Origin of the sequence: Limosilactobacillus caecicola, from assembly GCF_943192935.1 — a bacterium.
In the GTDB taxonomy this organism is placed as follows: Bacteria; Bacillota; Bacilli; order Lactobacillales; family Lactobacillaceae; genus Limosilactobacillus; species Limosilactobacillus caecicola.
This window is the reverse complement of the sequence record NZ_CALPCI010000005.1, coordinates 1-21,415: the sequence shown is the minus strand read 5'-3', so window position 1 is coordinate 21,415 and position 21,415 is coordinate 1. Positions and strand designations below refer to the sequence as shown.

Sequence of the window (21,415 nt, the reverse complement as noted above, 5' to 3'; positions counted from 1 at the left end):
CTGGTACGGGACGAGCGCTTTACATTATGCTGATGGTGTTCAGTAGCGAGTATGGGTCACCACCACGCCACTACAAGCACACGGAGGCTAGTAGGTCGTTCCTGCTAGTTGGTGGTTCGATTCCTCCACCGAGCGCATTGACTACTCTTTCTGGCGGAAGGCCAACAGTGACGTACATATCTGTTGGTTCAGAACAGTAGTCGTTGAGGAGGTACCCGAAGTGGTAGTAGGGCTAAGTTGACAATGTCCAGCTTATGGGCCAGCCTTCTTCATTACCCGTAGCTGATGGAGCTAGCCGATTGCTTGATTACGGTAGCTACGTGTCAACAGTGGTGAGAGACGTAGCGGAGATATCGCTTTTATGCTATCCACACGGTTAGGATATCTCGCAATTGGCAAAAGCAAGGTTCGATCCCTTGGCGGGTGGTTGTTGGTGCTGAGACGGAAACGGTAGATACCTTCCGAGGGCTACTATGGCACCGACAAAATAAAATATGAGATAGTACACTCTCATCTGAATTGATTGGCGTTGATAGCTTATAGATAGCGTTGGCATTGCCTGGTGTCAACTCGGGAGCGTGACCCGATATCAACATTGCCTTCGGGCAAAGGAAGTCTTAAGCATTGCGGATGATTACGTCACAACATATTTCGATATCTTAAGATACTTTCTTTCATTCAAGCTGGTCTTAATGGCCGGCTTTTTTTATAAAAAGACAATTTACGACGCGTATGAGCGTTTGATACGGACTGTGGTATAAATGGCTAGCACAGTTTAAAAAGCCTTATACGGTAAAAGAAAGCTATTTAATAGCAAAAAATACTCTTGAGTGTGTTATAATTAGCACTGTTGGTTATACCTCTTACTGTGCGAATCTTTATTGTTACGACTTCACCGCACAGGAGGGGATGCATATATGCAGACGCTTGTTAGTTTTACGAGTGCTTCTAGCTTTGTAAAGGAAAATAACCATGAATCGGTAATGAAATATTTGCCAGATATAATAAAACAGTTAAAAGACTGTCCAGAATCATTGAGAAAATCAATCATTCGTTGGATGTACTTTTATGCTGTTATGGCTGCTATTGGTATTGTACTGGGCGGTACAGTTGGTAGTAGTTTAGTTAAAGCTCTGGTACGTTTTATCAGAAAATAAAAAAAGCCTTGCAATAGCAAGACACAACTCAAAACGCACAGCAATGTAAACCAACAAAAAGATGGAGAAGCAATTACGTGGGCAAAACGTAATTGCTTTTTCTGTACATCTATATCTTATGTTAGCATCAATTGATTGTCAACGATTATTTACAATGTTTCACAAAACATCATTGATATAACAGTGATCATAGATGTTTCACGCAAAGATAATAATTGCTTTTGGTAGGAGAGGTTGATTTAACAGCCGATCTTTTTACCATAAATTTCTTTTAATTAATCACGTAAAAGTATTGATAATAATACGCAAGAGTGATATTATAATAATTGAAAGGAAGGAGGCAAGATATGGCAAAGAAAAACAAAAAGAAGACATCTGATAATAAAGCTGAGATTGCTAAATGGATAGCGATCGGAGCTTGGGCCACACCAGCAACTGGACTTGTTGATCTAGCCAGAACGATTATCAAACATCTTCTAAATCATTAACAACAAGGGTTGAGCCGTAAGCGACTCCCCTTATTGCCATATCTAAATCTTACCATGAGTCAAAAAGAAAAGAAATATTATAGGTATGCCTGTTATGGAATTATTGCTGGGATTGTTATCTGGGCAATAGATGGGATGGTGAAACTATGGCTTCACTAAATTTGAACAATCCAGATATTATGGATGCAAAGGAAGCATCTAAAATTTGGGGACATTCGGAAAGTTACGTTCGTATATTTTATAAACAAAACCCAAGTAAGTTTCCCGAAGGAACAATTAGAAAGTTCGGGACGACATGGGTTGTGACGACTGAAGGTATGGAAGCAATCACGGGTGTCAAAGATCCGAGGAAGAATGATAACTAGGGCGATAGCTTAATGGCTACCGTCTTTTTGTTTGCACAAGATCTAAAGAGGTGAGCTGAATGCAAAAGATAACGGTTTATAAGATTCATGATGCGGATGCACTTGTGAAAAAGATTACTGAGTTACGTAGTCAAGGCAAACATCCGTTTAGTATGGCTGCACTGCATCAAGATGCTAATGACTTTCACGGTGATCCAACCTATTTAATTGATGCATCCGTCGGTTACTCGACCAGGTCATTAGGATCTATTAAGCCATACTTAGATCAATATAGGGTCATTGATATTACAGAATGACATTTATTGATCAACAGGGGGGACGGTATTAAATGACGAAGCCGACTAAGCTGACCTTTGTCGGTGGTAAGCCAGTATTGGTTACCTATGACAAGGTAATTAGGCAGGACAATGATCGTGCTTATAACTATCATCGCAAGGTTGAAGAGAATGAATATTTAAAGTTTTACCACTCAACTGAATGGCGTCATAAGCGGAATGAAATCCTAGAACGTGACTACGGATTGTGTCAGCGATGCGGAAGTGAGGCGGTACTGGTGGACCATATTATTCCAAGCAAGGACGACTGGGAGGATAGGTTAGACAGCAGTAATCTGCAGTCCCTATGTCGTGAGTGTCATAAGATTAAGACTAAGCGAGAATGGATGAAACATCATAAAGGAATGAAACGTTACATGAATATCACAATGGTTTGTGGACTGCCTGCAAGCGGTAAGTCAACATATGTTAAACGACACATGACTGACCATGATCTAATCTATGACTATGATGAGTTGATGCAAGCATTGTCTGGATTGCCAAGCCGTCATCGTAACCATGATGTTCATGATTACATTATGTTGTTCTTTGATCAGATGTTACGAAAGCTCAAGGCAGAGCAAACGTTCAACAATGTATGGATCATTAGGACATTACCTGATAAGCGGATCGATACGTTACTTAGTAACTATCATCATATCGATCATATAGTAATCGATACTCAACCAAGCGTTTGTGAGCAAAGATTAATTGAGCGAAAACAAAAGATCAATTTTGTGAAGATTTTGAACGATTTTAAACGGGCTGACTTTACGGGGTACCGAGTGGTCAAAAATCGGTAAGGCCCCCTCCATTTTCATCGGGGGCTAGATTTTTAAAGAAGCTTGAACGCACATCGACTTTTTCACATGAAAAATTCCAACAATTTTTCGTTCAGCCGGACGAACACGAAAAAAGCGCCAAACGAATAAACGCTTGACGCTCTAATATTTTGGACCGCAATCATCATAGCACGGAGGTGGGAAATTTGGCAAGAAAGCAAAAATTATTATCGCAATCAACCGGCCATTTGCGAGTTGTTGAACAGGAAGCAAAATACAAGGCGGAATTTTTAGCTGCAGATGGTTTTCCTGCTTTGCAAAAGACGCCGCCGGCACATCTGGATAAGGTGGCCAAAGCTGAATATCGTCGGATCATTAATTCATTAGGGAATTTACCCCTGCGAAATTTGGATCGGAGTGAGTTAGAACTATATTGTACCTGGTACAGTATTTACAACCGGGCATCTAAGGAATTTCGATCGACAAAAGATTTTGCCGGCGATTCAGATACCGTTAATTATTACACGTCAATCATTGATAAATGTACCCGGAATATCAAAGGATTAGCTTCTGACTTAGGATTAAATGTTAATTCAAGACTCCAGATGAACATGCCAAAAGCTAATGACCAGGACGAACATAAATCTTTGCGTGAAAAGTATGGTATTTCATGATGAATTACGCCGAAGATTATGCGGAAAAGGTGATTGATGGTCGGATAATTGCAGGAAATAAAGTAATATTAGCGGCAAAAAGATACTTAAACGATTTAAAAAAGTCGGAAAATGATGATTTCCCTTATTTTTATGATAACGGCCGGGCAAACAAGGTTATCAAATTTATGGAGATACTGCCGGACCCCAAAACGATGCGCGCTTATCCACTAGCCGACTTTCAGCGGTTCATAATTGCTAACATGTATGGATGGTGGTGTAAAGATGATGATACTAAACGGCGGTTCCGTAAGGGAATGCTTTCCATGGCCCGAAAAAATGGTAAGTCAATCCTGATTTCAGGTATTGCCTTGTATGAGTTCCTAATGGGAAATTCGCCGGCGTTCTCCAGACAGATCTTCTGTACGGCGAACGATAAGAAGCAAGCCAATATCGTATTCAACATGATCAAGAAGCGGCTGAATGCTTTACGTTCACGTGATGGAGATACCAAGCGCGGTACCAAGGTTACCCGCGACCTTATTAGCAATCTGGATGACTATTCTTATGTCCGTTCACTATCTAAGGAAACGGGAACAGTCGATGGGTTTGAACCACATGTTGGGATCCTAGACGAATACGCCGCAAGTCGAACCACTGAAATGATGGAACTATTGGAATCGGGGCAAGCACTCCTAGATAATTCACTCATTATGATTATTTCCACAGCGGGGTTTGATCTAAACGTGCCCATGCACACGATCGAATACCCATATGCCACTAAAGTTTTAAAAGGCGAAATTCAGGATGACACTTATTTTGCTTACATTGCTGAACAAGATAACGTGTTGGAAGTTGACGACCCTAAAATGTGGATCAAGTCAAACCCTATTCTTAGCGTTCCAGAACTCCAGAATCAGGTTAATGGTTATCTGAAAAAGCGATGGAAAGAAGCCAAAGAAAAAGGTACCAAGAATGCGGTACTAGTTAAGAACTACAATATGTGGCGACAAGCCGCGGAGGATAGTTATATGGATATTGACGCCTGGAATAATGCAGAAATTGATCCAATTGACATTGATGGCCAGAGAGTTTGGTTTGGAATTGACGTTGGTAAATCATCTGACCTTTACGCGATCAGTTGGTTAATCCCACAAGATGGATATTGGTATGTGGATTCATATGCATTTGTTGGTACAAAGTATGGACTAGAATCCAAAATCAAAGCTGACCGGCTAGATTATATCCGGTTACAAGATATGGGGCAGTGTGAAATTACCCAACTAGAATCGGGAGTTATTGATGTCGAACGGGTTTACGAATGGCTAGACAATTTTGCGGAGGAACATCATTTAGACGTGCAGGCCATTTGTTATGACCCGGCACAATATGGTTCGTTGCTAACTCAAATTGAAAAGGGACACCCTGAGTGGAAACAAATTGATGTTCGCCAAGGAACACTTACGTTATCAATGCCGACGAAGCAATTCCGGGATGATATATTGGAGCGACGAGTACGTCATTCCAACAATGAGATTTTGACTGGCGCAATGGTGAATGCGGTACTGAAATCAGACAACAATGGGGTCCGCATCGATAAAAATAAATACTCTAACAAAATTGACGCGGCGGATGCTTTGCTGGATGCTTATGCAATTTGTTTTCGTGAAAATATTGATGATTACGTTACAGACGAGGATGTGTTTAGTGATGGATTTGGTTTTTAAAAACATTATTAAGAAAAAACTCGTGATAATGATGAACCTGCTCCAGCACCAACTCATTTAAATAATAAGCGTGGTGAAAACAATGAAGTTTTGGAAAATAAATGAACCCGTAATCCTATTTATGTTGGCTTGTATCTGCTTAGCAGTTACAGGCTTTTTATTTAGCATTAGATTTGGGTTACTGGTTGTGTCTATTGAATTGTTTACTTTGGCTTTTATTTCCTGGCAAAGGAGGTGAATTAGTTGTTATTTCATACAGAAAAACGTGATTGGGCGGAAGATTATATTAGTCAAGGCATTATACCGGGCTACAGTAATCTTGGTGGCTATGTGGGGATCGGAGCATTGCAAAATTCCGATATTTTGGCCGCTGTTTCGCATGTTGCCAGTAACGTTGCCCGGTTCCCGCTGGTCGTCCTGGATGATGATAAGAACGAAGTGAAGACCATTAAAGATGTCGATTATCTGTTAAACAAACACCCTAATGACATGCTTTCGGCGTATCATTGGCGCTTTATTATGACGGTTAACGCAATTCTGACTGGTGATGGCTTTACGCGAATTATTCGTGACCCTATTACGAAGGTGCCGCTTGACCTGCAGTATTACCCAACGTCACAAACTTACATTGATGATTCTGACTTAAATGATATCAAATATGAATTCACGCCGGTTAACTTAAAAGGTCAGAGTCGAACTATTGTTTGCCCAGCAAGTGATGTCATTCATTTTATGTTTTTCACTTATGATGGTGTACATGGTCGTTCGCCGCTTTTGTCATTAAAAGATGAAATTGGTTTACAGGAAGACGGTATTCATACGCTCCGGAGATTTTTTAAATCTGGTTTAAAAGGTGGAATTTTGAAAGCCAAAGGTAAGCTATCACCACAAGCGAGACGGGAAACCCGTGAAGCGTTTGAATTTGCGCAAGCGAATAGTAACGCCGGTAGCCCGATTGTTACTGATGATACCTTTGAATATTCACCAATTGAAATTGATACAAATGTGTTGCAACTAATCAATAGCAACAACTACTCGACATCGCAAATTGCCAAAGCATTACACATTCCGGCTTATAAGTTGGCGGTTAATAGTCCAAATCAGTCGATTAAACAACTAAATGAAGATTTTATCCGTTCGGACTTGCCATATTACTTTAAACCAATTGCCAGCAACCTAGAAATGACCATGCTAAGTGACCGTCAACGTCACCATTGCCATATTGAGTTTGATACTCGGAAAGAAACTGGCATGTCAATGGATGACGTTCAAAAAGGTGTAACGAACAACATCATTACACCAAACGAAGGCCGGGTTCTTTCTGGAATGGTTAAGTCTGATGATCCTGATCTAGATAGGTTCCAATCAACCTTGAATACAGTGTTCATGGACAAAAAGGAAGAATATCAAGCTCAGACATCAGCGAAGGGAGGTGAGAATCATGACGACAAGCGATTTGGAAACTCGTCAAGTGACGATGCCGATTCAAATGAGAGCGGTAACGGATGACGATGATGAACCGGTAATTGAAGGATATGCGTTTAAATATGACAAACCGTCCGAAGTTTTGGGCGGTTTTGTTCGTTTTGTAGAGCATATCGCACCGGGGGCTTTGGATAAGACTGATATGTCCAACGTTGTTGCAACGATCAATCATGACCAAAACCAAGTCTTAGGTCGGTCGGGAGTTAATTTAACGCTAACCCCAGACAGGACGGGGCTTAAATTCAGAGTAAAGCCAACAGATACTTCATTTGCACGGGACTTAATTACGAATATCAAGGCCGGAGTGATTAACCAATGTAGTTTTGCATTTACCGTGCCTGATAACGATGATGCCCAAGACTGGGTAGATTCAACGCGTGATGGAGTTGATTATGAACGAACAATTCGTCAAATCGACCATTTATATGATGTTTCTGTGGTTACTACGCCTGCTTATCCAGATACAGAAGCCAAAGTTGGCCAACGGTCAATGGATATTGTTAAACGGATGCAATCACGGGATGATAAAGCGGCTATCCAAGCTGAGCGGCAGAAAATGTTGCGTGAATTAGAACGACAAGAATTATTAAAGACAATTGAAGGAGGAAATTAAATGTTTCGAGAAAAAATTGAAGAATTGCTTGCACAAAAAGAAGGTAAGCGAGCATTAATTAACGAGAAAACTAATGAAATGCGGCAATTACTTTCAAATGAGGACGCAACTGATGAGGACTTAACACGTGCCAAGTCCTTGCGTTCTGAAATTGACACTGCTGAAAAAGAAGTTCGAAGTATTGAGGACGATCTTAAGCTTTACCGTAAGGCAGCTCAAGGTACTCCAGCTCCAGATTCTCATAAGCGTGCTAAAAATACCGAAGACGAAAACGAAGAGAAACGCAATTTCAATGCTTACCTTCATCAAGAAATGCGTGATGGTACTAGTGGGATTACTTCTTCAGACGCAAGTGTTACTATTCCTGAATCAATCATTTATAATCCCGAAAATGAAATTAAAACAGTAACGGATCTTAGCCAATTTGTCCAAGTTTTTAACGCTACGACTGCTTCTGGCAGTTATCCAATTCTTAAAAAAGCAACCGCCCAAATGCATACTGTGGAAGAACTTACAAAGAATCCTGATCTCCAAAAACCTGAATTTCTTGAGGTAGCTTGGAAAATTGCGACTTATCGTGGGGCAATTCCTATTTCACAAGAATCAATTGATGATTCTGCAATTGATTTAACTGGATTAGTTGCCCGAAATGCAAAAGAACAATCATTAAACACAAAGAATGCAGCTATTTCCGCGATTCTGAAGGGATTTACTGAAAAGAATGTTGATGGCTCTAATGCAATTGATGACTTAAAGAAAATTTGGAATGTTAATTTAGATGTTGCTTACAATAAGATGATTATTGCCAGTCAAAGTTTTTACAACTGGCTTGATACACTGAAAGATAAAAATGGACGTTATTTGCTCCAAGATAGTATTTCTAGCCCATCTGGTAAGGCAGTCTCGGGAATTAATGTTGCTGTAGTTGAAGATGATTTATTTGGAGAAAAAGGTGAAGCTCATGCGTTCGTTGGTGATCCATACCGTGCAGTTATTTTAGCTAATCGGAAAGACCTGCAAGTGCGATGGGTTGATAATGATGTTTATGGTCAATATCTTCAAGCGGTTCTCCGTTTGGATGTAAAGAAGGCTGATGAAAATGCTGGTTATTTTGTTACTGTTCCATTATCGGCAGCTCCAGCGTCAAAATAACTACGCCCGACAATAACGGAGCGGGCGAAACTGACAATAAGCCAACGTCCGCTAATACAGTGGACGAAATTAAACGTTATCTAGATCAAAAAGGGGTTAGTTATCCAGCCAACGCATTAAAAGATGATCTTTTGAAGTTGGTAGGTGATAACTAATGGCTAAGTTACAATTTGCGGATGATAATTTTTTAGATAACCTAAAAAATTACTGCAAAGTGGATCAAGATTTTGATGATGAAATCATTATTATCATGGCTAATGCTGCAGCAATAATGATTACTAATGCCATTGATCAAGATAAGAAGCCAAGTGACTTTGATGATGATCCACGTTTTAAAATTGCTGTGATGAAACAGGTTAAAGAAGACTACTATGAGCGTGGCTTGTCGGCAGACAACTACCGTCCGGAACTAACGTCAGGTATCGATGGACTGATTAATCAATTAAGAAGTGAGGTAAGTAATCGTGAAAATTAAAAACATGACTGAACGCATCACTTTTTATTCAGTTGATCCAGGTGTTGATCCTGAAACGCGCCAACCAACTGATGCTAGTCCAGTTGAAGAATTCTCATGTTGGGCCGAAGTACCAAAATTACCTATTCGGGAATTTGTTAATAACGGTTCACAGGTCGGGTTTCGTAAAGAATCGCCGACTTTTTTAGTTGCTTTTAAATTACCAAAAGTCATTCAACCAAATTGGCTGATTAAATGGCGAGATAAATGGTATGAAATTACGGGGATGGATCCTGACTATAAGACGCGAGATTTATCTAAGATTTCTACGCAGGAGGTGGTTCACGATGGCGGTAATGGGTGAAGCTGAACTAATTGCTAATTTGGAACGCCTAGGCAAAACGGAAGAACGAAAAGCTCGTAAAGCAACGCGTGATGGGGCTAAGATCTTTCATGATCGCTTAAAAGAGAATACCCCGGTGTCGCCTGTTGATCACTCAGGAATGACACCGTTAGCTCAGCATACCAAGTTAGGTAATTTAAAGACTGCAGGTGGCGAATATTCGGTTGATGTAGGTTACGACAAAGAAAAAGGATGGATTACTCACTTTCCTAATTCTGGTACCGCCAAGCAACGGCCACAACATTTTGTTGAAAAATCACAAGAACAAGCTAAAACTGCAGTTTTGCAAAAATTTGTGGAGGATTTACGGGTATGAGTCTACCGGAAGTTGAAGTAGCAAATTATCTGCTGAGTAACCATGAATTAATGCAAAAGATGGCTGAATTACGGCAAACTAAATTAAGCTATGATCCGGTCTTTACTGGGACGCCAAAAGATGAATTTATTAAAGCGAGTTCTGCACCGTGGATTCGCGTAACCCCCATACCGGGAGATAGCGCAGTTTACAGTGATGATGCTCGCTTTTTTAGTTATTCACGTGTACAAGTTGATTTTTGGGTACGTAATTCGCAGATGCGCTATATTGAGCATTTACAAAAGATGATTTATGAAACCCTACATAGCAATGGGTTTGAACGGTATTACAAGAACCGCTATCCGGATCCAGACTTAGACGGTTGCTTAATGGTGACTGCCAATTTTGAAGGGTTTGAAATGAAGGAGGATTAAAAATGGGAACACCAAACGCTAAAGTTGCTAAGTTTGGGGCTTCAAACTTTGAATACGGAGTCTTAGACGATAAAGAAAAGATTGCTGACACACGCAAGGTTACAGGTTTAAAGGAAGTTAAGTTAACGCTGACTAACGAATTGAAGACCTTAGCTGCCGATGACGGCCCTTACTTAATTCTTTCCGGTGGAATTACCGAAGCAAAGGAAACTATCAACCTTTACGATGTCGATTCCATCATGAAGAAGGACCTTTACGGGGTTGAACTGAAAGATGGTACGGAAGTTTACACTAAGAACTTCACACCAAATTACGTGGCCACCTTGTTCCGAACTAAGATTTCTAACGGTAAGCATTGCTGGGTAGGTCTTACCAAGGGAATGTTTGCATTGCCAGGCATTTCAACCAAGACCCAAGACGGGGCACCTGATCCAGAAGCCGATGAGATCGAAGGTAACTTTGTTCCACGCGGTGACGCTGACAACGGAGTTATCTTGCTGATTGGTCGGGAAGATAATGAAGACTTTGATTTTGAAAAGTTCCATAAGATGGTTTTTGGTGAAGACGCACCAGTTACTACGCCAACTGATGCACCAGACCACACGGATAACAAGGTTCAACAATAACCAATGATTACAACAGAGACGAGCGAAGTGAAACGATAGGAGGATATAACGATGCCACTGCAATTAAAAGTGAGTTTGAAGGGTAAAGAAGCGACCTACACCAGGACGGAATCTCCCATGCTTGAAAATTTAATGGATGCGTTGAAGGTTCAACGTCAAGAGACCGAAATGTACGGTAACCCGAAACTAGGACCAACTGATGCACAAAATGATCGGCGCATTAAGTTGTTAGCAGATTTTGCCGCACGTTTCTGGGGAAATGGTCTGACCCCAGACGATATTTTGAAGGGCTGTGCCTCAATTGATGGTTTAAATCAAATTGAAGAAGGGGTCGCAGCTACGTTGGGACTGACTGTTAACTATGGTGATGAAGATAAACCGGAGGTTAAAGGCAAAACCCCAAAAAAGTAACCGTCGAAATGGTTGATGACGCTATCAATCAATTGGCGGATTACATCAAGAAACAATTAAAAGCGGGTTATAAGTGGAATGAAATAAGTAAATTGACGCTAAACGATTTACAGTTAATGAATTATGTCTTTGAAGAAAGGACTACCACCATTGATAAGGCGTTCCCATTCTTATTCTAGCGGAAAGGAGGAAATTAAATGGCACAAGCGTTAGGACATCTAGCAGCAACGGTCAGTCTGGATATTAACCCCTTTAAGGCATCTAACAATGTGTTAAAGGCAGAAATTAGGGCAACGGCCAGTGCTCTACGGGCGCAGGATTTAGCCCTAAAAAGTTCAAAGAATAATCTGATGACTATGCGAGCGGTCTACGCAACGATGACTACTCAAATGCGTAATTACAATGAACAAATGCGACGTTCAAAAGCGATTGCGGATGATGCAACTAAGAGCGATCGGGCGCGAGCTAATGCGGCTAATCAATACAATAAAACCTCAGCACAAGTTGAAGTTTTACAACAGCGGATGCAAGCGTTAAGTCGGGAAATTACCGTTCAAGCTAGTCGTTGGGGTCAAGCTGCTAGTCGTGCTCAACATTTCGGAAATACTTTAACAACAGTTGGATCAAGTGTACAGAACGTTGGTCGAGGGATGACGGCTTACTTAACTACACCGATTGCTGCCGGTTTGACGTATTCAGCCAAAAAGCTGATTGATTTCCAGGATCAAATGAACCGAACGAAAAACGTTATTCGGACTTCTGGAGAATCAGCAGCCGAAACCTCTTCTTCGTATAAACGTATGGTATCTGATGCTCGCAAGTACTCTGATATGTATGGGGTTAGTCAGATTAAGATTGCCCAAGGCTATCAAGATCTGGTCAAACGTGGTTATACTTCTAAAGCTGCTATCGGGGTCATGAATAATGAATTGAAGGCTTCCATTGCAACGGGAGACGACTTTAATGATGTAATTACAGTTGCTTCTCAAACTATGGAATCTTTTGGTTTATCCACGACTAAAGCTGGTAAACCTTTGAAGAGTGCTCGACTGATGCAAGAGCGTTCGGCGGAAACGTTAAATAAATTGGCGTACGCAGCGGATGCGACATCAACTGACTTCCAATCACTAGGAGTAGGAATGTCGTATGTTGGTGCTACAGCTCACCAAGCTGGATTCGGACTAGGTGAAACGGCTTCGGCAATGGGGATTCTTTCCAACAACGGGTTGGAGGCTGATAAGGCTGGTACCGGGTTGCGGAAGGTTATTCAGTCCCTGATTACACCAACGGCCAACGGGCAAAAGGCTCTGTCTAAGATTAACTTAACCACCAAGGATTTTATTGGCAAAAACGGGAAGCTCAAGTCAATGTCGAACATCTTTGCGACATTGAACAAGCATATGAAGGGCCTATCTGGTCATGAGAAGAGCGACATTTTCCACGCCCTATTTGGCACGACCGGTCAACAAGCCGGGGCTATTTTAACGGAGAACGCTAACCGACTGCGTGAATTGACTAAAGAAGTTAACAACGCCGGGAAGCGTGATTATATCGGTGACCTGTCTAAGCGAAATCTGGATACGCCCAAGGCTCAATTAGCGATTTTCAAGGAATCACTAACCAATGCCGGCATGGATATGGCCAAGAATGTTTTACCAACGATTACGCCGATGGTACAAGGTTTATCTAAATTAGCACAGGGGTTTGGTAAGTTACCAGATCCGATGAAAAAGGCGATCACTTCTACCGTTTTATTTACGGCCGGAGCTGGTCCATTGCTACTACTGATCGGTAAACTGACTAGTGGTGTTGGTGGTTTAGCTTTAAAGTTTGCTAGCGTTGCCGGCGGAATTAGTCGAGCGAGAACTGCTTTTGGTATGGGAGCGACCGGTGTGCAAGTTTTGAAGTCAGCCTTTTCTAAAGGTTCCTTTGAAACCATGAAGTTCGGTAAAACCGTTGCAACAACCAGTAGTCAGGTTTCGACCGCTAAAAAAGCCTTTGATACAACTAGTAGCGCCATTGGGAACACCAAAACGATTGTTGACGCGACTGGAAAAGCCATGACGGCAACTGGTGTTTCAACTGCCGCTACCAGTGTTTCCTTAAGTACGTTAGCTTTAACCGCTGGAGTTGCAACTGCTGCAATCGTTGGCGGAGTTGCTGTTTGGGAGCTATGGGGTAAACAAGCGGTGGCGTCTGCCCAACGGACTGATCGGTGGGGGTCCGATGTTGGTTCAGCTGCAGATAAGGCACTGAGCAAGATGAAGACCACTTCAACAGGTATTCAGTCCGCTTTAACTGATATGGATGTGGCTAGTCATACTTCAACTAAAAAGATGGCCGATGATTTTGATACTGAGTTTAGTCAGATGGAACAAAGTGCTAAAAAACACTTTGACAATCTCAAGACTTCTACCAAAGGATTATCACCATCAGTTGCGGCTGCCGTTACTTCAGCCGCCGAAAAAGAAAAGAAGACAATGAATGATCTTCTGACAGATGCTGATAATGCACGAGTTCGAGCTAACACCATTCTAAAAACATCTAACAAGAATGTTTCTGATTTGAGTGACACTCAACGTGTCATGCTACAAAATAATCAGCAACAGATTCTGAATGATGAATTGAAGATGTGGAACCTTACGGGGAACAAGCGGAAAGCAGCATTAGCAGCTCTGAATAATGATGTTAGGAACATGACGAGACGTCAACGGACCAACGCCATGAGTGATTTACGCGAAAGTACTCAGAATATGCAGGATGAGTACAACAAACAAAATGAAATTTTGCGTAAACACTATAAAAAGGGTGATTTAACCTATAAGGAATATCGGGCTGGATTAAAACAGAACGAGAAAACTTTAAATGACTACACCTCAAAAGCTGCCGCACAATATATCAGGTTGGCCAGGGCAAATGGTGAAAGCAATGACGCCATTAAGCAAGAGATGGCACAACTTGGTATGAGTTATTCACAAGGGGCCAAGGAACTTGAACGTCAAGCCAAGGCTGCCGTTAAAAATGCCAAAAGTATCGCGGTTTCCTTAGATGGTTTAAAGGGTAAAACTAAGTCAGCCGCTGAAATGTGGAATAACTTAGTTTTTGACCCCAAGACTGGTAAAGTCCGTACTAATGCTCAAGAAGAAGTTAATAATGCTGTTAATTCATCTAAGCAATGGAACCAAATTAAACTACTTGCTAAAAAAGGTAAACTCTCTACAAATGCTGGTAAGATGGTAGCTGCTGCGTTAGTTGCGAATGGTAAATGGGATAGTATGTCCTGGCAAGAGAAAAACTTTATGTAAAGGATAACGCAACCCGAACAGTTCTGAAGGCTCTGGAAAAGTCAGGCGAATGGAATAAGCTCACAATAGAGCAAAAGGAAGCCATTATTAAATCTAAGGGTCAACAAGAGCTTGCCAATTCATTGCTGGCAGCTGGTGCTTGGAACAGTTTGAGTCTTAAACAGCAGGAAGCGTTGATCAAAGATAATGCCACTAAGCCGATCTATGAAGCGCTGCAAAAGTCAGGTCAATGGAATAACATGACTCTGAAACAACAGGAAGCCATTATTAATGCAAAAGGTAAAGCTGAATTAGTTGATGCGTTAGTATCTGCTGGTCAATGGAACAGTTTAAGCCTTAAACAACAAGAAGCGTTGGTCAGTGCCAAAGGTACGGAACAAGTTATTGAGGGTATTAACTCAATGGGACGGTGGAATCAACTGACGCCAAAGCAACAACAAGCGATTGTTAATGCCAAAGGTGGTCCGGCTCTTGGCGATTTGATTACTAAGTTCGGCCTTTGGAAAGGTATGCCGGCTAGTGTTGCCAAAACAATCATCGCTCAGGATCAGGCTAGTGGTAATCTAAATGCGGCTAAACGGGCAATTGATGATTGGCGAAATGCTAACCCGGGGGCACCTAAGAGTGCTTTAGGGGTTGATAATGCGTCCGCACCATTTGGGAATGCTGCATCCAGTATTTTTGGTTGGAACGGAATAAATCCTAATTCTAAATCTGCAATTGGGTTCGACAATGCTTCCGGACCGTTTGGTAGTGCAAGGGGCTCAATTTTTAGTTGGAATGGAGTTCAACCAAATACTAAGACGGCAAGCGCTAAGGATAATGCTAGTAGTGTAATTAGTGGTGCATTGAATTGGTTAAGTAAATGGCAAAACTCAAATAATAATTTAACCAAAACCATTACAACTATTAACAAGCACGTTGACGAATTTATTTCGAAACATGTTAAGGCTGAAAATGGGCTGAATTATCATAATGGTGGTCCCTTGATGGTTAATGACCAACAAGGCTCAGTATTTCGTGAAATGGTTCAGTATCCTGGTGAAGAGCCATTTATTCCTTTTGGGCGAAATGTTATCTTAAACGCTCCACGTGGTGCAAAGGTAGTTAACGCCCGTGATACACTACATGCTTTTCCAAAGTTACCTCAATATGCGAATGGTAATTCTGATGCAGTTTCAGTATTAAATAATATTAAACCAACTCACAGCACCAAAGTAGTTAATAATTACGGCGCTGATGGCTCTGGAGTTGATAGCAAATACATGAATGAAGTTTTAAATCGGCTTAGTGATGTGGCAACTAGTTTAGGGCTAATGCTCGGTCAAGGTAAAGCACAAATAGCCGCTACTAAGGCCAGTGCGTTTGACAAGAATGATCTTTACGGAACAATGGGCATTGATCAAGTTTATCTTGATGCTCAGCGCCTATAAGAGGGGGTGATGTTATCGCAGCTAATGTTCTTTATGTCAAAATTGACGATCAAAAAGAGGTGGCCAGCACTGACATCACTGACCATCTTATTTTTTTAGGATTAACTGAAGCTCCGAATTTAATTAATAATTATCGTGATGAGAGTCTTAATGATGGGGATTTGTGGAATTATTCCCGATATGGACGAACAACAGTTAAGGCAAAATTTGTAGTTACCTTTGTGGATCGAAATGACTTTAAATTAGCAAAGCATGAAATATATCGTGTCTTCGCGCAAAAAGGGATCTTTCGATTACGAACTGGGGTTGAACCAGATATTGTTCGTTATTGCCGTGCTGGATCGTTTGATTTAGATGCTCCGGCGGATGGTGGTAATTATTGTGAATTTGAAATTCCGTTTGACAACCCGCGTGGCCTACGGTATAGCATCGTTAATACGGATAAAATGACTGACCAAAACTTTCTAAGTTTAAATGCAAATTTAGATAATAAGGCTCATCAATATCATTTTGTCGGTCAGAAGAACTTTGAAGTTTTCAATGCTGGGGAAATTACAATCGATCCAGCAATGGAGGATCATGACCTTACCATCATTATGAAACACAATGGTGGTAAGTTTACCCTAAAGAATGAAACAACAGGTAAATCATGGACGTATAACGGTAATGTCGGGAGTGGTGACACACTTAAATTACAAGGGATTAGAACTTTTAAAAACGATAAAGCGGATAGTGCCAATACCGATTACGGTTATATAACCCTAGCTTCTGATTGGAATAAATTCACCGTAACGGGGGCTGATGATCTTGATATTACGTTTAGTTTTCCCTACATGTATTTGAGTTAGGAGATGATGAATTGGGTTTAACATTAATCACTCCACACAAAGAAACTGTCAAGGAACCAATCAGTAAGATCATCCTTTGGCCAACCATGCATGAGCAGTGGGAAAACAATTCAACATATCAAATAGAATTTACTGTTATTGATAAAGGAACTGAATTATATGATCAATTAGATGTGGAAAGTTCCATCTTCCTTGATAGCCAAGAGTATGTTGTGAAGAACTGTATTGAAAACTTTGACACTCATACTAAGCAAATTACGGCTTGGCATGTTTATAATGAAATTTCGCGAATTTATGTGCGGGCGGATTTGAATAAGCAAGAATTACAAACTGACCAACATCAACAAGACGATGGAGTTAAACATGAGAAAACCTACGCATTGAAAGATATTCTAGCAATGTATCTTGACAATAATAAGCTTGGTTTTACTTATGAAATACATGGTCAGTTTGATAATCAACCGGTACAGAACATTGATAGCGGTAGCGGTAAAGAAATGTTGAGTAAAATTTGTCAAGCATGGCCCGAGATTGTAATTAGTCCTGACAATAAGAAGATCAATATCTATAAAGATACTGACTTTTTTAAAGATCAGGGACGGATTTTAAATTTCCCAAGTGATTTAAAGTCAATGAAGACCACTCGGGATAGTAAGGACATTATTAATCAAATTCGTTGTGTGGGCGCAAAACATAATGTTCAATATTCTAGTACCGGAGGAAGCTTGGATAGTGCCGAGGGCTTTGCTAAGTCACCGATTAACGCTAACTTTGGTGTTAATAAGGACCAGATGTTACAAGATTTTGCTAATCGTGATGTTCGGGTGAGAGCATGGGGTGTTGACGTAAATCGTCTTTATGACACGATCAAAAACGCTGGTGTTAGTCCTGAATGGTTTATGGCGTATGATCTTCAAGAAGGAAATCCAACATCCTACAGTTGGTTGAATCACTATGCGAACCATCTAGGTGATCCGTATGCTGATGCCTCGCGAGTATGTGATTGGATCAAATCAATTGCTAATAGTGATGGCTTTACGCCAGCTTCATATGGTGGTCAAGGCGTTGATGGTGGCACTGCTAGCAAATGGAGCCAAGAGTATGGTAAAGGAACCATTGGCCGTTTGTATTTACAAGCGACTGCTGCAGCCGCTTGGGAAATGGCCGGTATTAATGGTGGTCGATATGGTAAACCAATCCAAGGATGTGTTAATCAAATTAAAAGTTGGGGCGGCCATACTGTCGTTGGCGGTCAAAAGTTAGATGCTTTCTTGGAACAATGGGTTGGCAAAGCGCCATATGTACTCGGCGGTAATGATCCATCGACTGGTTGGGATTGTTCCGGATTAGTTAATTATACTTTCAAACACTTCGGTATTCCTTTACCTAGTGCACGACCAGTTACAACAACATTGGAAACTATGGGACCAGTAGTTGGGCCGCCATATCAGCCAGGCGATCTTCTTTTTTGGGGTGCACGCGGTAATTCATATCACGTATCAGTTGCTATTAATTCTGATTGGCGCATTGGTGCTGATAATGAGCGCGATGGAACTGTCAAAATGAGAATTGCACAGTGGCCACCAGACTTTGCAGTTCGTGTCCCGCAGATGCAACAACTAATTAATGATGGTGGCTCAGGCGGATCATATGAAGCGTATTATTTTCCACCTTTCATCGTGCAAGATGATGCGTCCATTAAGGAATGGGGCGAACATCCTGGACCGGATTTAGTTGATGAACGATTCACTGACCCGGAAGCTATGCGTAAATATGCCTTAACCACTTTGAAACCTAATCCTAGTTTAACAATTGAGGTTTCGATAAAAGATAAAACTTTCGTCCCACAAAAGGGAGAAATTTTACGGGTTCAGGCTCAAATCAAAAAGTATGCTGGTAGTTGGCGTACGGTTGGTTATGATTACTACCGACGTGGTGGTACTTCGTTGACTTCGATTACGTTAAATAACACAAAACAGACCATTTTGGATTATCAAAACCAACGAACTAATATCATTCAACAAGCCGTAAGCGACCAAAAACAACGATTACAAGGGGCCATTAGTAGTCTGGACCGTCAGTCACAAACACTTACTCAAGTCTTCAATACACAAAACGAAGCGAAGGATAGCCAGATTCCTAAACTAAGTGAAGAAGGTATGAACGAACTAAAGCAACTTTCAGGGGCAGGTGGTTAGGATGACTCAAACTTACAACCAAATTGTTAAATTTGGATTAGCAAGCAATGGATTCTACGGTTTAGTCTATTCCAACGATAATGGTAAAACCCTGCACTTATTAGTTGGTTCGGATGGCCGAATCTTTTCACAAAAAGATGGTGACCGTATTTGGCCATTCTTGATTGGTAAGGTGCGTTCAGTGATGTCCCTGAACTGGGATGATATTCAAGGTAAGCCAACGTTAGTGACTAAGGATGAATTAGATCAACGGTTAGCTAAGTTGAATATTCCGACCACAATGAGTTGGGATCAAATAACTAGTAAACCAGATTTAGCATTAAAGCAGGATATTCCAAAGGTTACCGAATTTGTTAAAGAGTCGGAGCTTGTTGACTATGCTAAGAAATCAGAATTGCCAAGCACTGATGGACTAGCAAAACAAACGGATTTGTCTACTGTGAAAGCGACTGCTGAGAGCGCATTAAGTAATGCGGAAAAGGCGCAATCAACAGCAGATGCCAACCAAACAACCTTAACCAGCAAGGCGAACCAAGCGGATTTGGACCAGGTTAAGGCCAAAGTTGCTAAGGCGCAACAAACTGCTGATCAAGCCGTGAAGCTTGCTAATTCTGCTATGGCCGTCATCGATACCAGTTCAGTGAATACAAATAAACAGCCGTCTGATTACGCAGACGGCTTTTCTTATGAGTTAAAATCGCTGAATGTATTAGGAATCGACCGTTCACAGTCGCATAGTTCGGCCAAAGCTGGTGACTTAGGATTACTGACGACGAAAGCAGTTAGTTATAACGGTTCCAAGTTTGTTCGGCAGACTTTGGAACAATTAGACAATGCCCGGCCATTAAATTATACCCGCAACAGTATGAATAATAATTGGTCAGCTTGGGAAGCAAGCACGAACTGGTAAAGGAGGTGGTTGAGTGAATTTAGCAGAAACTTATCAATCTGAGATCCGCTCCATCTATGACCGGGTCTTAGTCATGTATCAACGCGGTCAGCCATTTTACGAAACCGAAGTGACTATCCCTAAATTGACGCCCCTACCACCACCAACCGAGGTGATGAACCGGGCGTTTTATTTATGGACGCTGGATTGTATTCGCCAACTGCAATCAGCCGTGAATGAATTAATCAAGCTGTATAACGAGACGGGGATCATTGATTATGATGTGGGCGATACGCCGTTACTAGATCTGTGGTTACCGCGTCGCTTAAAGATTGATGATATCTACGTGTCGCAGTTAGCGAATAATTTTAAAGAATGTAACGAGGTATTAGCTCGCTTGAATCAGTACCTCCAGCCATTCTTAGTTGAATAACAGAAAGGAGTGATGAAATGGCACGACAAGGAGACGGGATGCGGGTTGAAATGGACCTGACCCGTTATAAAGGTCAAGAAGTAGATATTTCCGGTAAATTTAATGCTCGTGCAGGAGATACTCAAGATTTCGTTGCCATGTGGATTAAGTCGAACGGTTTTCCAAATGATATTCGTCGTTGGGGAGTTCGCTGGGGTGGTACTGATCCGAACATGGTGCCGCATCGTCATCAGATCGATTGCATTGGTGACCTCCCATTAAAGCGAGGCGACCAGCCGGCGATTGGGAAGTTTACATTGCCGTTTGATAAGCGCACGTTTAACGTACCGGGCAAGTGGAACCAATTCTTTATTGAGTTCATTGATGAGAATGGTGAAACCGTTTCAACAATTGATTTGCAGTTCGATGTTTACGATAATTCATTCTTTGCCCATATGGGTGATGCGGAAAATATCTATGTCGAAGAGTTTGAAAAAATTCTGCAACGAGTAACTCAAACGGGGACAAATGAAGAAGATAAAATCAAGCAAGTCGGCAAAGATTTCAAAGACAACATGACGACTTGGATTGATAAGTATAAGCAGTCCTTGCTGGACGCCATTAAAGAAATCAATGACCCGAAGGACGGCCTCTATATCCGGTATCAACAGCTGCTAGATATGACCAAGCAGATTCAGGAAACGTTGAAAGCGGCCCAGTTCCATGACCGGATTTTCCAATACGCCACTGTGCAGGACATGAAAGAGGCTGTCCAACCATTGCCGGGTGACTTGGTGGTTACTCAAGGCTGGGAGGCTCGTGATGATGCTCGGGGCGGTTTCTGGAGAATCCGAGTTAAACGTGATGGTGAAACGGCAACTAATGTAAACACTATTGAGCTTGGTACTGGGTACATTGCGGAACGTGACTACGGGATTGTCCAAGATATGGACCCGATCCATCTGGGCACG

The 21,415-nt window shown here is 41.5% G+C and carries 23 protein-coding genes and 1 pseudogene; all 24 read left to right on the top strand.

The window, feature by feature from the left end; translation table 11 throughout:
* Window positions 1-917: 917 nt before the first annotated feature.
* Window positions 918-1,157, top strand: a complete 240-nt coding sequence (locus NFR43_RS07190) for a hypothetical protein (protein WP_251547877.1) — start codon at window positions 918-920, stop codon at window positions 1,155-1,157.
* Window positions 1,158-1,504: 347 nt separating this feature from the next.
* Window positions 1,505-1,645, top strand: a complete 141-nt coding sequence (locus NFR43_RS07185) for a hypothetical protein (RefSeq protein WP_251547875.1) — start codon at window positions 1,505-1,507, stop codon at window positions 1,643-1,645.
* Window positions 1,646-1,791: 146 nt separating this feature from the next.
* Window positions 1,792-2,010, top strand: a complete 219-nt coding sequence (locus NFR43_RS07180) for a helix-turn-helix domain-containing protein (protein WP_251547873.1) — start codon at window positions 1,792-1,794, stop codon at window positions 2,008-2,010.
* A gap of 59 nt (window positions 2,011-2,069) precedes the next feature.
* A complete protein-coding gene (locus NFR43_RS07175) occupies window positions 2,070-2,306 on the top strand; it encodes a hypothetical protein (RefSeq protein ID WP_251547872.1) in 237 nt (78 codons plus the stop codon).
* 32 nt (window positions 2,307-2,338) lie between these two features.
* On the top strand, window positions 2,339-3,127 hold the full coding sequence (locus NFR43_RS07170; RefSeq protein ID WP_251547871.1) for an HNH endonuclease: 789 nt from the start codon (window positions 2,339-2,341) through the stop codon (window positions 3,125-3,127).
* A gap of 185 nt (window positions 3,128-3,312) precedes the next feature.
* Window positions 3,313-3,780 (top strand): P27 family phage terminase small subunit, encoded by a 468-nt coding sequence (locus NFR43_RS07165; RefSeq protein WP_275087108.1) that lies wholly within the window; start codon window positions 3,313-3,315, stop codon window positions 3,778-3,780.
* Window positions 3,777-5,486, top strand: coding sequence for a terminase large subunit (locus NFR43_RS07160; protein WP_251547869.1), 1,710 nt, complete (start codon window positions 3,777-3,779; stop codon window positions 5,484-5,486). The genes NFR43_RS07165 and NFR43_RS07160 overlap by 4 nt, the downstream gene beginning before the upstream one ends.
* A gap of 243 nt (window positions 5,487-5,729) precedes the next feature.
* Window positions 5,730-6,995 (top strand): phage portal protein, encoded by a 1,266-nt coding sequence (locus NFR43_RS07155; protein ID WP_251547867.1) that lies wholly within the window; start codon window positions 5,730-5,732, stop codon window positions 6,993-6,995.
* Window positions 6,928-7,584 (top strand): HK97 family phage prohead protease, encoded by a 657-nt coding sequence (locus tag NFR43_RS07150; protein ID WP_251547865.1) that lies wholly within the window; start codon window positions 6,928-6,930, stop codon window positions 7,582-7,584. Before NFR43_RS07155 ends, NFR43_RS07150 begins: the two co-directional genes overlap by 68 nt.
* Complete coding sequence (locus NFR43_RS07145) at window positions 7,585-8,736, top strand: phage major capsid protein (RefSeq protein WP_251547863.1); 1,152 nt, start codon at window positions 7,585-7,587, stop codon at window positions 8,734-8,736.
* A gap of 59 nt (window positions 8,737-8,795) precedes the next feature.
* Window positions 8,796-8,891, top strand: coding sequence for a HeH/LEM domain-containing protein (locus NFR43_RS07140; protein WP_251547860.1), 96 nt, complete (start codon window positions 8,796-8,798; stop codon window positions 8,889-8,891).
* A complete protein-coding gene (locus NFR43_RS07135) occupies window positions 8,891-9,211 on the top strand; it encodes a head-tail connector protein (RefSeq protein WP_251547858.1) in 321 nt (106 codons plus the stop codon). Before NFR43_RS07140 ends, NFR43_RS07135 begins: the two co-directional genes overlap by 1 nt.
* Window positions 9,201-9,554 (top strand): phage head completion protein, encoded by a 354-nt coding sequence (locus tag NFR43_RS07130; protein ID WP_251547856.1) that lies wholly within the window; start codon window positions 9,201-9,203, stop codon window positions 9,552-9,554. The genes NFR43_RS07135 and NFR43_RS07130 overlap by 11 nt, the downstream gene beginning before the upstream one ends.
* Window positions 9,538-9,909, top strand: a complete 372-nt coding sequence (locus NFR43_RS07125; protein ID WP_251547854.1) for an HK97-gp10 family putative phage morphogenesis protein — start codon at window positions 9,538-9,540, stop codon at window positions 9,907-9,909. The genes NFR43_RS07130 and NFR43_RS07125 overlap by 17 nt, the downstream gene beginning before the upstream one ends.
* A complete protein-coding gene (locus tag NFR43_RS07120; protein WP_251547852.1) occupies window positions 9,906-10,322 on the top strand; it encodes a hypothetical protein in 417 nt (138 codons plus the stop codon). The genes NFR43_RS07125 and NFR43_RS07120 overlap by 4 nt, the downstream gene beginning before the upstream one ends.
* Window positions 10,323-10,324: 2 nt before the next feature.
* Entirely contained in the window at window positions 10,325-10,948 is a 624-nt protein-coding gene (locus NFR43_RS07115) for a major tail protein (protein WP_251547850.1), read from the top strand.
* A 51-nt stretch (window positions 10,949-10,999) separates the two neighbouring features.
* On the top strand, window positions 11,000-11,359 hold the full coding sequence (gene gpG / locus NFR43_RS07110; protein WP_251547848.1) for a phage tail assembly chaperone G: 360 nt from the start codon (window positions 11,000-11,002) through the stop codon (window positions 11,357-11,359).
* Window positions 11,360-11,556: 197 nt separating this feature from the next.
* The gene (locus NFR43_RS07105) at window positions 11,557-14,664 is read left to right on the top strand and encodes a phage tail tape measure protein (protein ID WP_251547846.1); all 3,108 of its coding nucleotides are present in this window, start codon (window positions 11,557-11,559) and stop codon (window positions 14,662-14,664) included.
* Between the two features lie 122 nt (window positions 14,665-14,786).
* A complete protein-coding gene (locus NFR43_RS07100) occupies window positions 14,787-16,097 on the top strand; it encodes a hypothetical protein (protein ID WP_251547844.1) in 1,311 nt (436 codons plus the stop codon).
* Window positions 16,098-16,156: 59 nt separating this feature from the next.
* Window positions 16,157-16,945, top strand: coding sequence for a phage tail domain-containing protein (locus NFR43_RS07095; protein WP_251547842.1), 789 nt, complete (start codon window positions 16,157-16,159; stop codon window positions 16,943-16,945).
* Between the two features lie 11 nt (window positions 16,946-16,956).
* Entirely contained in the window at window positions 16,957-19,143 is a 2,187-nt protein-coding gene (locus NFR43_RS07085) for a phage tail protein (protein ID WP_275087107.1), read from the top strand.
* Between the two features lies 1 nt (window position 19,144).
* The gene (locus NFR43_RS07080) at window positions 19,145-20,053 is read left to right on the top strand and encodes a hypothetical protein (RefSeq protein WP_251547840.1); all 909 of its coding nucleotides are present in this window, start codon (window positions 19,145-19,147) and stop codon (window positions 20,051-20,053) included.
* A 13-nt stretch (window positions 20,054-20,066) separates the two neighbouring features.
* Window positions 20,067-20,465: a hypothetical protein gene (locus NFR43_RS07075; protein WP_251547838.1), complete on the top strand. Its 399-nt coding sequence runs from the start codon at window positions 20,067-20,069 to the stop codon at window positions 20,463-20,465.
* A gap of 17 nt (window positions 20,466-20,482) precedes the next feature.
* Window positions 20,483-21,415, top strand: a pseudogene (locus NFR43_RS07070) (BppU family phage baseplate upper protein); the annotation flags it as partial.